The sequence below is a fragment of the Paenarthrobacter aromaticivorans genome, from assembly GCF_019038615.1.
GTDB lineage: Bacteria > Actinomycetota > Actinomycetes > Actinomycetales > Micrococcaceae > Arthrobacter > Arthrobacter aromaticivorans.
In genome coordinates this window covers 341,876-354,554 of sequence record NZ_JAHOPC010000002.1, presented here as the reverse complement: position 1 = coordinate 354,554, position 12,679 = coordinate 341,876, and the positions used below count along the sequence as shown (strand labels likewise).

At 59.7% G+C, this 12,679-nt stretch carries 11 protein-coding genes; 5 read left to right on the top strand and 6 right to left on the bottom strand.

What is annotated here, in order from left to right; all coding sequences use genetic code 11:
* Genes KSW38_RS05195 through KSW38_RS05185 form a run of 3 tightly spaced genes read right to left on the bottom strand, consistent with a single transcriptional unit; the run spans position 1 to position 4,262 of the window.
* The gene (locus KSW38_RS05195; RefSeq protein WP_216923473.1) at positions 1-1,761 is read right to left on the bottom strand and encodes a dipeptide/oligopeptide/nickel ABC transporter permease/ATP-binding protein; all 1,761 of its coding nucleotides are present in this window, start codon (positions 1,759-1,761) and stop codon (positions 1-3) included.
* Positions 1,758-2,696 (bottom strand): ABC transporter permease, encoded by a 939-nt coding sequence (locus tag KSW38_RS05190; protein ID WP_254186155.1) that lies wholly within the window; start codon positions 2,694-2,696, stop codon positions 1,758-1,760. Before KSW38_RS05190 ends, KSW38_RS05195 begins: the two co-directional genes overlap by 4 nt.
* Positions 2,697-2,726: 30 nt before the next feature.
* Positions 2,727-4,262 (bottom strand): ABC transporter substrate-binding protein, encoded by a 1,536-nt coding sequence (locus KSW38_RS05185; protein WP_216923469.1) that lies wholly within the window; start codon positions 4,260-4,262, stop codon positions 2,727-2,729.
* A 309-nt stretch (positions 4,263-4,571) separates the two neighbouring features.
* Between KSW38_RS05185 and KSW38_RS05180 the strand changes: the two genes are divergently transcribed.
* The 5 genes from KSW38_RS05180 (at position 4,572) to KSW38_RS23610 (ending at position 10,188) form a co-directional block, all read left to right on the top strand.
* Entirely contained in the window at positions 4,572-5,645 is a 1,074-nt protein-coding gene (locus KSW38_RS05180; RefSeq protein WP_308169285.1) for a LacI family DNA-binding transcriptional regulator, read from the top strand.
* Positions 5,646-5,661: 16 nt separating this feature from the next.
* Positions 5,662-6,708, top strand: a complete 1,047-nt coding sequence (locus KSW38_RS05175) for a LacI family DNA-binding transcriptional regulator (RefSeq protein ID WP_254186095.1) — start codon at positions 5,662-5,664, stop codon at positions 6,706-6,708.
* 378 nt (positions 6,709-7,086) lie between these two features.
* Positions 7,087-8,343 (top strand): ABC transporter substrate-binding protein, encoded by a 1,257-nt coding sequence (locus tag KSW38_RS05170; protein ID WP_216923465.1) that lies wholly within the window; start codon positions 7,087-7,089, stop codon positions 8,341-8,343.
* 55 nt (positions 8,344-8,398) lie between these two features.
* Complete coding sequence (locus KSW38_RS05165; protein WP_254186094.1) at positions 8,399-9,331, top strand: carbohydrate ABC transporter permease; 933 nt, start codon at positions 8,399-8,401, stop codon at positions 9,329-9,331.
* Entirely contained in the window at positions 9,328-10,188 is an 861-nt protein-coding gene (locus KSW38_RS23610; protein WP_216923463.1) for a carbohydrate ABC transporter permease, read from the top strand. The genes KSW38_RS05165 and KSW38_RS23610 overlap by 4 nt, the downstream gene beginning before the upstream one ends.
* Positions 10,189-10,298: 110 nt before the next feature.
* Here KSW38_RS23610 and KSW38_RS05155 read toward each other — a convergent pair whose 3' ends face one another.
* The 3 genes from KSW38_RS05155 to KSW38_RS05145 form a co-directional block, all read right to left on the bottom strand.
* Entirely contained in the window at positions 10,299-10,751 is a 453-nt protein-coding gene (locus KSW38_RS05155; protein ID WP_216923461.1) for a VOC family protein, read from the bottom strand.
* Between the two features lie 6 nt (positions 10,752-10,757).
* On the bottom strand, positions 10,758-11,507 hold the full coding sequence (locus KSW38_RS05150) for an SDR family NAD(P)-dependent oxidoreductase (protein WP_216923459.1): 750 nt from the start codon (positions 11,505-11,507) through the stop codon (positions 10,758-10,760).
* Between the two features lie 134 nt (positions 11,508-11,641).
* The gene (locus tag KSW38_RS05145) at positions 11,642-12,628 is read right to left on the bottom strand and encodes a Gfo/Idh/MocA family protein (RefSeq protein WP_216923457.1); all 987 of its coding nucleotides are present in this window, start codon (positions 12,626-12,628) and stop codon (positions 11,642-11,644) included.
* Between the last annotated feature and the right edge of the window lie 51 nt (positions 12,629-12,679).

Below are 12,679 nucleotides of genomic sequence, written 5' to 3'. Positions count from 1 at the left end.
TTACGCCTCCATCAGTTCTACGCTGCGCGAGGATTCCAGCAGCACTTTTGTGTAATCCTGTTTGGGGTCGCTGAACAAGGATTCGACGTCGTTTCGTTCTACGATCCGCCCGTTCTTCATGACACTTACGGTGTCGCAAAGATCTGCGACCACACCCAGGTTGTGGGTGACAAGGATCATGGCCAGGCCGCGTTCGGTGCTGAGCTCGCGGAGGAGTTCAAGGACCTCCGCCTGCACGGTGACATCGAGGGCTGTGGTTGGTTCATCGGCCACGATCAGGTCGGGGTCCCCGGCAACGGCACCGCAGATCAGGACTCGCTGTGCCATCCCTCCGGATATTTCGTGCGGGTAGAGGCGCATGACGTTTTCGGGGTTGCGGATGCCAACGCGTGTCAAAATTGCGATCAGCTGTGCTTTGGCTTGCTTGTCGCTGATCTTCTTGACGGCCCGGAGACCGTAGACGAGCTGGGCGCCGATAGTGAATGAGGGGTCCAGATTGGACATGGGCTCCTGCGGGATATAACCGATGCGCCGGCCGCGCGCGTTCTTGAGTGCTTTGTCATCCGCCAGTAGGTCTTCGCCCTCCAGATAGATGCTGCCGCCGAGGACGAGGGCTTCCTTGGGGAGGATGCCGAGCGTTGAGAAGGCCATCTGGGATTTCCCGGATCCTGACTCGCCAACGAGTCCGTGGATTTCACCGCGGCGAACGTCCAGGTCGACCCCGTGTACGACTGTTCGGACGCGGTCCGGGCCGTCCGGGTAGCCCACCTTCAACCCACGGATGGATAGGAGTGCTTCTTCAGATTTGGCCGGGGAGGACGTTGTGCGCGCCGCCTGGGCTCCGTTTAGCAGTGCACGTCGGCGGGACCTCTTCAAGGTTTTATTGTGGGCCGAGGATTGTAGGACATCGCGCAGCACATTCCCCAAAAGAACGAGGGCAAGAATGGTGAGGCTGATCAGCAGAGCCGGCCACAGCACACCAAACCTGTTGTTGTAGATGTTGCTGTTCGCGTTATCCAGAATGCCACCCCAGGACGGCTGTTCCGGATCGCCGAGCCCGAGGAATTCCAACCCGGCCTGTATGGCGATGCCTGCCGCTGCGACGAAGGAACTCTGGATGACGACCGGGGCCCTGACGGCCCACAGCACGTGACGCCCAATGATGCGTTGATCAGAGAGTCCGACAACTTTGGCCGCATCGATGTATAGCTCCGTCCGGACGCCGAGAACGACCGAGCGGACCAGGCGGTAATACGTCGGGGCGACCAGGACACCGAAGACTGCCATGGCAACCATGACGTTGGGCCCGGTAAGCGTAAACAGGGCAATCAGCAGGACGATGCTGGGCAGCGACATGATGAGGTCCGTGATGAAGCCGGCGACGGCTTCGAACCTGCCCCGGTAGAAGCCGGAAAGGAGGCCGGTGGTAACGCCCAGTAGAACGGATATCACCAAGACCAGCACCGATCCCAGCAGTGTCCCATTGGTCCCCCACATGAGCTGGGAGAGGATGTCACGGCCGGCGCGGTCGGCACCGAGCAGGTGTCCTTCCGAGAAGGGCGCGGCGTTCACGGCGTTCAGGTCTGCTTGGTTAGGCTGGTAAGGAGCCAGCAGGGGGCTGAGTACTCCGAACAGGATGACCAGCAGCAGAAAGACGATGCAGATCATGCCCTGCGGGTTGGTCAGCAGTCTTCGCAGGACGGAGCGGCCCTTAGCTGGAACCGCTGCGGCAGTATCTATCATGGTCGCGTCAGCGCTCATCGCGTCCTCGCTTTCGGGTTCAACACGGAGTTGGCGAGATCGCCGAGGAAGTTCACGCACAACACGATGATGATGGTCACCACGACAGATCCCATCACCATGGGCACGTCAGCTTGCTGAGCGGACTGAACAGTCATCTGCCCCATACCGGGAAGAGCCATGACCTGTTCGACGAAGATTGCTCCGCCGAGGAGCCCCAGTGTTTGAAGGCTCAGGACGGTCAGGCCCGGCCCTCCGGCGTTTCTAAGAACGTGCCTGAAAACCACGTGCGACTCTTTGAGTCCCCGTGCCCGCAGCGTTCGGACGAAGTCCTTGGAGAGGGCATCCAGGACAGCGCCACGGAACTGGCTGGCGGCGCTGGCTACCGACCCTATCAGCAGGGCTACAACCGGGAGTGTTATGGAGAGTATCCACCCGGTGAAGCTACGGTCAGGGGAAACATAACCCGTCGCCGGGAACATGCGGACGGATATTGCGAACGTGAAAACCAGGGCAATGGCAATGATGAACGGCGGCACTGCCGCACCCAGAACAGAGATGAACTGTAATACCTTATCCAGCCAGCCGCCGTAGACGGCTGCTGCCACGCCCAAAAGGACACTAAGAATCAAGGTGAAGATCAGGGTAAGAATGATCAGGGTTAGCGTCACCGGCACCCTCGTCGAAAGAGCGGACGTCACAGTTTGTCCCGTGAAGAACGATTCGCCGAGGTTGCCGGTGACCGCATGGACCAGCCAGTCGCCGAACTGCACAAGCAATGGGCGATCGAGGCCAAGATCGACCACTTTGCGTTGAACATCAGCCTCTGTTGCCTGGTAGCCCAGGATAGCCCTGGCAGTGCCCGTGCCGTTGCCAAACATGAGACAGAACGCTGCAAAGCTGACAAGGAAGAGGATCGCCGCGGAGCGGAGAAGGCTTTTGAGTAGAGATAACATCATCGTGGTCGCTGGGTCTCTTATGTTCGGTTACTTGAAGTCGCGCAGGAGCGGGTGCAGACCGGAGAAGTCGCTTGACTCCTGGACGTCAACCTTGGGATTGGACGCGTAGAAGCGGTCCATGAAGGCCATAGGAACGAACCAGGCCTGCTCGGTGACGTACTTGTTCAGGTCCTGCTCAGCCTGCTTGCGTTCGGTTTCGGAGCCGGTCAAGACCGTGTTCCAAAGCGCGTCAACCTTGGCATCCGGCTGGTGCGAAACGTTCCAGATGCCGTCCTTAAGGATGTAGTCGCTGATGTCCTGAAGGGATTCGCCATAGTTGCCCAGCTGCCACAGCGGTACTGGGAACTTGCCGCTGAGAAGCTCCGAGATGGCGTTCGGTCCGGACAGCGCAACCTGTTCGACCTTGATGTTGATCTGTGCCAGCTGCTGGGTGATGTACGGCATCAGGGTCTCGTGGCCCTGACCGGTCATGGTTGGGATCTGCAACGTGAACCCGTCGGCGTATCCGGCCTTGGCCATCAGCTTCTTGGCTTCGTCAACGTTGAAAGGGTACGGGTCCTTCATGTCAGGGATGTACGCGTCGCTTCCTTCACGGAAGATCTGGTAGGCCGGCGATGCATGCCCCAAGTAAAGCTTCTGGGAGATCGCGTCACGGTCGAAGACCATGTTCATGGCCTTGCGGACATCCAGGTTTCCCAGTGCCGGGATCTTCTCGCCGAGGTGGTCGGTGATCAGCAGGCGCGTGGTGCTGCTGCCCTTCAGCGTCTGAATGTTCTCACCAGCACCCTTTGCTTCCTCAAGCGTTGCTGAGGAAACGATAGTGCCATCGATCTGCTCGGTCTTCAGGGCGTTGACCGCAGCTGTCTCATCTTCCAGGACCTTCAGGACAAGCTTCTTGTACGGGAAACGGCTGCTGTCCCAGAACGAGTCGTTCTTGGTGAAGGTGTAGACGGAGCCGCGGGTGGTGTTGGCAACATCCAGGGTGTAGGGACCGGAACCGACTGGCACATCAAACTTCTTGCTTTGGATGGATGCAGGGGTAGCGATCTTGGACTCGCACATGCGCAGGGCCAGAAGCGGATTCGGGGCAGGCCAGGAGATGGCTACAGTCTGCGTGTCGGGGGTCGTGACGGTGATTCCGGCCCAGCGGCTAGAGGCTCCACCGGCCGTGGCATAGTACTCAGCGTTAGCCTTCACCGCGGCAGCATCAACGGCGGTTCCGTCCGAGAATTTCACACCGTCGCGGACGTGGAGCGTAGCCGTCTTCTGATCGGCGCTGAATTCCCATTTGTCGGCCAGAGATGCCTCCGGCTTGCCGTTCTTGTCGCATCGCAGCAGGGAATCCCATACGGCGTCTGCGCTCCACCCCTGATAGCTGGGCTGAACATGCGGGTCCCAGCCCTGAATGTCAGCGGTCATACCGAGGGTCAGGATGTCTTTGCTGGTCGAACTTCCATTCGTACCGCCCGCCTGGCCACCGCTCGTGCAGCCCGTCAAGGCTACAAGCCCCACGGCCAAGGGTGCCGCAAGGGCGACTAGGGCACGTCGTCGTGTGCGTCGCATGAATAACTCCTTTGTTGTTGAGGGCAGGAACGCTGCCAGCAACGGCCGCCAAATTCTCTAGTCGGTGACATGGAACCCAAAGCGTGCAACGTTGTCCGTAAGAACAGTAAGCCAGACTCCTGAGACCGTCAAGAGACTTTTGTTGTTCAACTCACAGCAATACCTTCAGAAGCCTTTGGGGGCGCCGATTTTTGATTTTTTGCCTCCTGATGCACCGACCCTCGACTGCCAAGCTTGTCTGCCTATAGTGCAACGTTGTCCGACGCGATACACTGGCCTAGCTATGAACTCAGACAGGAGGGGTCGAGGGTGACACCCAAACAAACCACATCCCCGGAAAAACCACGCCGGGCAACTCTTCAAGACGTTGCCAGCGAAGCAGGCGTGTCGTTCTCCGCGGTGTCAAAAGTCATCCGGGGCGCCTCCGGGGTTAGTCCGCAAATGCGGGAGCGCGTCACGGCTGCCATCGACAAGCTGGGTTATCGGCCGCACGCCGGCGCCAGGGCAATGCGTGGAAAGTCGTACACGATCGGGGTCATGATCGTGGAAATGAGTTCGCCGTTCCAGCCTGAAGTGGTTCAGGGAATTACCGACGCCCTTGAGGGTACGCCCTACCAAGAGGTACTCATCGCGGGCGGGCTCTCCCCCGCCCGGCAGAAGCGAAGTATAGAAGCACTGATGGACCGGCAGGTGGACGGTCTCATTCTTGTCGCCCCCTGGATGGAGGCAGACTGGCTTGAGGAGCTGGGCGCCAAAATCCCGACAGTGGTTGTGGCACGGCATGGCACTGCCGCCAATTTTGACACCGTCGTTGACGACGAGTACCAGGGGGCCCGGCTGATGGTTGACCATTTAGTCTCCCTCGGCCATGAAAGAATCGTCCATACGAGCATGCCTTCTGGTGGGCTGGAGCCCTTCGTTTTGTCGCATACTGCCCGTAGGCATGGCTACGAACAAGCCATGACGCGCCACGGACTTGTCCCGAAGGTCGTGGAAACCACCTACTCGGAAATCGGCGGCTACGAGGCAGCGATCCAGGCGTTCTCTGGAGATGACCGCCCCACCGCAATTTTCGCCGGAGCCGACATCGCGGCGCTCGGTGTCCTGCGCGCCGCCGAAGAGCGGGGACTTCGGGTCCCGGAGGATCTCACTGTTGCCGGGTACGACAACATCTACGTTTCCGCCATCGGTCGGATCTCGCTAACTACCGTGGATCAATCCGGGCAGCTCACGGGAGCCAACAGCACCAGGCTCCTCCTCGAGCGCATCGGAGGCAGGACCCAACCGGCGCACTACGTGATTGCACCCCAATTGGTACCCCGCAAAACGAGCGCGGCGCCCGGACTCGTGGATCAAGCCACGCCGATTTCGGTTCAGCACTGAACGGATTTTGTCACCCATGCCGGCCTCCTTACACGATTCGAAGCAACGGCGACCGACCCTATACGACGTGGCCTCAGTTGCAGGCGTGTCACACCAGACGGTTTCCCGATACATCAAGGGCGGCAGCGCCCTCCGGCCGGCCACTGCAGAGCGAGTCGCAAAAGCATTGGCGGAGCTCCACTACACTCCAAATCTCGCCGCCCGTGCGCTCCGGTCAGGAGAGCCCGACAAGATATTTGTCGTTGTTCCGGAACACTCGATTCATGTCCCACCCAAAATGATCTCCGGCGCAAAAGCTGCCGCGCAGGCCCATGGATACCGCGTGGAGACTGTCATCCTGGACCGACATCCTGAGGCTGCAGACTCGCAATTCCGCCGGTTGCTCTCCGGTGGGGACGTCGCCGGAGTCCTTTCCTTCGCGCCATCGCCAAGGTCTGTCTCCGACCCGTTAGTTAGCCAACCACCACTGGTTGTAGCCGGCGACGATGACGACGTACTGCCCGCACGAGGCACCCTTGCCGATGGCTCACCTATCGGAGCCATCGTGCGGCACCTTGCCTCGCTGGGTCATAGCGACTTCTTCCATGTTGCTGGCCCATACGATTGGACCGCGGCCCGTAGACGCGCCGCCGCCTACTCCGAGGCCATCATCGAAGTTGGCGTAACCTCCCATGGCATCGAGTCCGGCGACTGGACCCTGGGTTCCGGCTACGCGGCCGGCAAACGCATCGCCGCCCTTGAGCAGGTCACAGCCGTTGTCGCCGCCAATGACCAGATGGCAATCGGCGTGATCCGGGCACTCCATGACAGTGGTTTCAAAGTCCCCGAGGACATCAGCGTTGTCGGCTGGGATGACATGGAAGAGTCTTCCTTCCTCGTCCCGTCACTTTCCACGGTTCGTATGGATCAGGCAGCCGTGGGTGCCAGAAGCATGATGGGCCTCATCCGACAAACCCGGAACCCACCCAAAGCGCCATTAGCCGCCGCGTTGGACACCCAGATCATACGGCGTGAATCCATCGCTCCTGCCAGGAAACGAAGGCCCAAACGCCACGGCACCTAAGCAGCCGGGACCGACGCGACACCACCAAACCTGATCGCCCTCCCCCGTCACCTGCCCAACAGAGCATGCTGCCGCCGTCGAGCATTACATCCAGACCCTCCTCAGCCGACCACCTGCCACGGCCCGGTTCTCCGTGACATTTGGACGTTTAAAATCCATAGCACTTGTTTCCTTGACAGAGCCTTCCTTCGGCTCTAAGTTTGTTGCAACCGATCTCAGCAACCGATCTCACTATAGATTTTCATAAATGCAACCGATCTCAAAGGAGAGACTCGATGACCAACCGGTTCCTCCCTACCGACGGTGGCCCGCGTCCAGTAGGCGTCGTTTGAGCACGGCTCGCTCCCGCATTAGCAACTCAGTCCACAGGAGAAATTCATGATCAACAAGCGATGGGGCTTGGCACTCGTCACAGCCGTCGTAGCCGGCCTTGCCCTCAGTGGCTGCTCCCCCTCAGCATCGGAGCCCAAAGGGCCCGTGACGCTGAACTATTGGGACTTCCTTGATCCCAGCCAAAATAACCCACGCTCAAAGGCTCTCAAGGAAAACATTGCCAAGTTTGAGGCGGCCAATCCGGACATCAAGATCAACCTCTCCGTTGTTTCGCTGGGCGATATGTTGAACCGGCTCCCGCAAGCTGCGGCAGCCGGTCAGGCTCCTGACGTCTTCAAGATGTTCACTCCAGTCGTTCCCCAGATGGCCTCCGCCGGCGTCTACTCCCCGCTGCCTGATGCTGCTTCAAAGGTCACCGACTGGCTGCGTCCAACGGACACTCTCGCTGGTCCGGACGGCAAGACTGTTGCGGTGCCGTACGAATACCGAACCTGCGCCCTCTACTACAACCAAAAGATCCTTGACCAGATCGGTGCGACCGTTCCCACCACGTACGACCAGGTTGTCCAGGTTGCCCAAAAGGCTGCTGCCGCTGGATACACCGGCTTCGGGACCGGTTTCTCGGACACGGACAACTCAGCCATCATCAGCACTTTCTTCAATTGCTTCATGTCGCAGGTTGACCAGGAAATCTGGAACAAAGATGGACAAGCTGATTTCGCCACGGCCAAAGGCAACGAGTTTGGCAACTTCCTGGCCAAGCTCAGGGACGCAAAGGCGCTGGGTAGCAACGTCGTCTCAGACACGTACGGCACCGTAGCTGACGGTATGGCGAGCGGCACGGTCGCCATGGCGGTTTTGGGCACGGAACGAGCGGTTTCCTTCGGCACGCAGAACAAGGACCTCAAGTGGACGGCCTTGCCGAAAGCAAGCACCGGAGACACGACGGGCACCACCATCGGGTGGACCCTGGGCATAGGCAATGGCAGCAAGAACACCGAGGCCGCCTGGAAGTTTATCGAGTACATGACCGGGCCGGAAGCCGGTGCCCTCATGGCAACGGGTGGTGAGGTACCCACCCGCGCAGCCACCTACCAGCAACCGTTCTTCTCCACCCCTGAGGCAAAGACCGTCAACGACATCGCAGCCTACGTCAAGACCAACAGTGAGCCACGCACATATTCCAACACGTGGACCGCGCTTGCCACGGGCCTCTCCCAAGCCGGGCAGAAACTGACTCTCAACGGCTCATCAGGCAACGACTTTATCCGTTCCGCGCAGGATGCGGCCAACAAGAAATAGCCGCCCGATATCAGGGGAGCCTGAGAAATCAGGCTCCCCTGGGAAGGAACAGATAATGTCAACAGAAAGCCCCACCCGCAGCCCACGCAAGACCGCGGCTTCCCCCTCAGGCACCCCAACTGTTCGCCGCATCCGTAGGGACCGCATGGTATGGCTTTACGTGGTCCCGGTCAGCGCCGTCTTCCTCTTTGTTTTTGTGGGGCCACTCATCTACACAGCATGGACGGCCCTCCACGAGACGACTTATTACCAGATCGGCAAATTCTCCGGCCTGAATTCCTTCGTCCGGCTGTTCTCAGACTCCGACCTGCCGAGCCGCATTTGGACGACCCTGGTATTTTCGCTCGGTGCCTTGGCCATTGCCTTGCCGGCCGGGCTTCTGTCGGCGATCGTGCTGAACAACCTCCACCGCTTCAAGCGCTCCGTCCGGAGCCTCTTCCTGCTGCCATGGCTGATGTCACAGGCCACAGCCGGAACAATCTGGCTTTGGTTCCTCAACCCCAACTACGGTCCAGCCTCCGCCATCACCAAGTCCCTCGGGTTCGGTCCCACCGATGTCTTCTCATCACCTGCCAGTGCGCTTGTTGCAGTAACTCTGATGACGGCCTGGTGGTCGTACCCGCAAGCCATGCTCCTCTTCCTGGGCGCCCTTCAAACGATTCCTGAAGAGCTCCGCGAAAGCCTCAAAGTCGACGGTGGCGGAGCCTGGCACGGATTTGTGAACATCACGCTCCCCTACTTGCGCAACACCATCGTCTCCGTCGTGGTAGTTCTCCTCATGCTCTATGTGCAGATGGTCACCATCATCCTGGTCACCACACGAGGAGGCCCCATCGGGTCTACGGAAACGTTGTCCATGCGCGTCTACAACCAGATGTTCGACAAGTTTGATCTATCCGGAGCTTCAGCAACGGCAATCCTGCTTTTCGCTGTAAACATCGTCCTGACTCTCGTCGCCATTCGCTTCCGACGGAAGGAAAGCCTGTGAGCATCACAACCCCCCGCCGCCAGCGACGCTTGGGCAGTTTCATGCGGGCAGTCCCTGCTTGGGCATACATCCTTCTCTCCGCCGCTGTGGTTCTGCCTCCCGTCGCATGGATTGTCTCCACATCGCTGAAGACCGCTTCGGGCACCCTGGAATTCCCACCAAGGTGGATACCTGCCCCCTTCTCCCCCGAGGGCTATGTTGGTCTCCTGACATCGACCAACATCCGCTTCTTCGTGAACTCCCTCATCTATGCCGGCGGCTCTATCCTCCTTGCACTGGCCATTTGTATCCCGGCGGCGTATGTAGCCACGAGGTACCGGAGCCGCCGCATGGAAACTTTGATGACCGGGATTCTGGTCCTGTCCATGGTCCCGGCGATCGTGGTATTTATCGCGCTGTACTCCATGTTCGTCAAGACCGCCTTGATCAACACCTACCCGATGCTGATCATCGTCTACACAGCGATCATCTGTGGACAAACCATCCTGTTTCTGCGCAATTTCATCGAGAACATACCGGTCGAAATCGAGGAAGCGGCGGCAATCGATGGCTGCTCCCGTTTGCAGATCCTGTGGCGCATCATCCTCCCACTCATCCGCCCCGGTATCGCTGCCGTAGCCATCTTCATCTTCGTTTTCGTTTGGAACGACTTCCTTGTGGGCACCGTCCTTGCCACCACAGAAGATATGAAGACCGTTCAGAACGGCATAGTGCGATACATAACCACCGGCTTCGGTAGCTTCTGGGGACTCTTCGCCGCATTCATCGTGGTTGCGTTCATCCCCGTTCTCTCAATCTTCCTGGCGTTCCAGCGCTGGTTTGTTGCCGGCATGACGTCCGGCGGTGTCAAGGGGTAGCTGAAGCAACCGTTCAGCCGCAAGGTCCGACAACTCAACAAGCAGGCCCCGTAACCGCCTCCAGCGGTTACGGGGCCTGCGGTGTTGCTGATGATTCCGAAGTGAGTGACTTATGAGTCTTCGCTCGAGCGCCAGTCGGGTGACTGAATCAGCTCTACGCGATTTCCGTCCGGATCGAGGAGGTAAACCAGCCACCCGCCTGCGATGGGACCTGAAGTCGGTGCAACGGGTTCGGACACCGCGCTGTAACCAAGCGCTGTTATCCTGGCGTACACCTCTCGCACGTCGATATCTGTGAAGGCAAGGTGAGCCGTGCCCGGTTGCGCCTCTGATGGATTGACAGCCGGCAGTAGAGGCTCAGCATGGGCGAGTTCCAGCCGAAAGGATCCGTCACCGGCAGTGAGCATCATTGCCTTGACCTTGACGTTAGGACGGCCGTAAAGTTCGCCGACGTAGGGGCCCGACGTCCACTCATTCAAACGCGTAAAGCCCAGCCCTTTCTCGTAGAACCGGGCGCTGCGCTCGAGGTCCGCAACGTGCAGAGCAGTGTGGTGATGTCGCATGATGTGTCAGCTTCCTATTCCCAAATGTGCTCCGCCGGCCACATCGAGGGACACTCCCGTGATGTAACGGTTGTCGGGGTCGGACAGGAACAGGATGGCGCGGGCAACTTCTTCGGGCTCGGCAAAGCGACGCATCGGCAGTTGTGCTGCCCGCTTCGCACGGTTGGCGGCCGCGTCCGGGCCGGAGTCCCGGGCGAATTGTGCCCACATGGGTGTGTTCACGGGCCCTGGTGCGATCGCGTTCACGGAGATGCCGTCGGGTCCGAGCAATTCGGCAAAGGACCACATGATGTGAAGGACGGCGAGCTTGCTCGCGTTATAGGGAAGATAGTTGAGGCGTGCTTCTTTGGCCGCTACTGAGGACAGGACCACGATCGCGCCGGCTGTGCCTGTCTCAAGCATGGATTTCGAGGTCTCGCGTACCATCGTGAAAGTCGCCGTCGTGTTGATCCTCAGGATGGAGTCGAACTCTTCAGTGGTTGTGTCCATGATGTCCGGGGTGGGGCCGAGCACTCCGGCCGCGTGGACGAGGACATCTACGCGGCCGTACTTGGCTTGGATGTCCTGTATGACTGCTGCGCATTGCTCTTGCGCGGTGATGTCCAGGGGGTAGAACGCCTCCAGTGACTGGTCCTCCTTGGCGGAACGGTCGGCGCCGATAACGATTGCTCCTGCTGCTGTGAGTGCGCTGACCGCGGCGTCGCCGATTCCTCCGCTTGACCCGGTTACCAGAACCACCTGGTCTTTGAGGCTCATCGGTTCGCTCCGCTCTCGGCGCGGCTTAACAGCGGTGCTCCCATGGTCGGAGCGTGAGGTGCTTGCTTCATTGTCATTTCCTTACTCGATATTGCTCAGTCCGGGCGATTGCCGTTTGTTCGTGTTTGGTGCTGCTAGGGGCTTATCACCTCTTTGGCGCCAGAGGCTGCCCCTGCCCGGACTGCATCGGCGATTTCTGTGGCGCGGAGTGCCTGGGCGAATGTAACGGCAGGCGTTTCGCCCGTGCAGAACCTCAGCGCAGATTCTGCCTGCCGGAGGAATAGATCGGAGGGGGCAAAAGTCTTTTCGTACTGGCCGCCGTCACGGTCCCACATGCGAAGGGAATCGTTGGACCACAGCAACCGCCCCGCGGTGGCAAGGACATCGATGGTAAGGCTCCAATCGCCTTGATTCAGGCCCTGGGGCTCCTGCCAGGGCGACCAATAGCTCTGCATGGTGAACACCACTCCAGAGGGAAATTCCAGTGTGGAAACGACATGTTCCGGTACCGGAGACCCGTAGAGGCTGCTGCTGGCGCTGGTGGCCAGGACTTTCGGGGCACCCTCAAACCACGATGAAACCAGTTCGATGGCGTGAATGCCATTGACTACCGCGACGCCTCCCTCTTTCGGATCAGGACGCCATGAATCGACGTTCTGCTTATGGGCAACCGATCGAACATTGACGGCGATCACATTGTTGTCCCTGACCCACTGGGAGACGAGTGGAGCACACGGATGCTGGTGGAGTGTGTACCCCACCATGAGTCGTTCGTCCACTCCCGAGGCGGCGCCAAGAATGGCAGCACCTTCTGCGTCCGCCGCCACCGGCTTTTCCGTCAGCACCCGGAATCCCTTGTTCAGCAGATCCGCACAGATGGCCGGTTGCAGAGTTGTAGGTAAAGCCACAACCACCAGGTCCAGCTGATCAGAATGGAGCTTCTGGGCACCGGGCACCAAGAGTGCACCGAGCTCCTGGGCCAAGGCCAACGCACGCTCGTCCTTGTCCACGAGGTGGGTGACATTGGCACCCGCATTGGCGAATGCCCGTGCATGCCGGGACCCGGCCCAGCCCGCCGCTCCGACCACCGCCACGCGCGGGGCCCGTGCCGCCGTCGTCATGAGACAGACCCCGCGAAGGCCCGACCGGGGGTGAAAGAGTTACTCATGAAA

Excerpts from the sequence above, each read along its gene's own strand:
- KSW38_RS05165 (WP_254186094.1), top strand. The coding sequence starts at position 8,399 with ATGTCAACAGAAAGCCCCACCCGCAGCCCACGCAAGACCGCGGCTTCC.
- KSW38_RS05150 (WP_216923459.1), bottom strand. The coding sequence starts at position 11,507 with ATGAGCCTCAAAGACCAGGTGGTTCTGGTAACCGGGTCAAGCGGAGGA.
- KSW38_RS05190 (WP_254186155.1), bottom strand. The coding sequence starts at position 2,696 with ATGTTATCTCTACTCAAAAGCCTTCTCCGCTCCGCGGCGATCCTCTTC.
- KSW38_RS05170 (WP_216923465.1), top strand. The coding sequence starts at position 7,087 with ATGATCAACAAGCGATGGGGCTTGGCACTCGTCACAGCCGTCGTAGCC.
- KSW38_RS05155 (WP_216923461.1), bottom strand. The coding sequence starts at position 10,751 with ATGCGACATCACCACACTGCTCTGCACGTTGCGGACCTCGAGCGCAGC.
- KSW38_RS05185 (WP_216923469.1), bottom strand. The coding sequence starts at position 4,262 with ATGCGACGCACACGACGACGTGCCCTAGTCGCCCTTGCGGCACCCTTG.
- KSW38_RS05175 (WP_254186095.1), top strand. The coding sequence starts at position 5,662 with ATGCCGGCCTCCTTACACGATTCGAAGCAACGGCGACCGACCCTATAC.
- KSW38_RS05145 (WP_216923457.1), bottom strand. The coding sequence starts at position 12,628 with ATGACGACGGCGGCACGGGCCCCGCGCGTGGCGGTGGTCGGAGCGGCG.
- KSW38_RS05195 (WP_216923473.1), bottom strand. The coding sequence starts at position 1,761 with ATGAGCGCTGACGCGACCATGATAGATACTGCCGCAGCGGTTCCAGCT.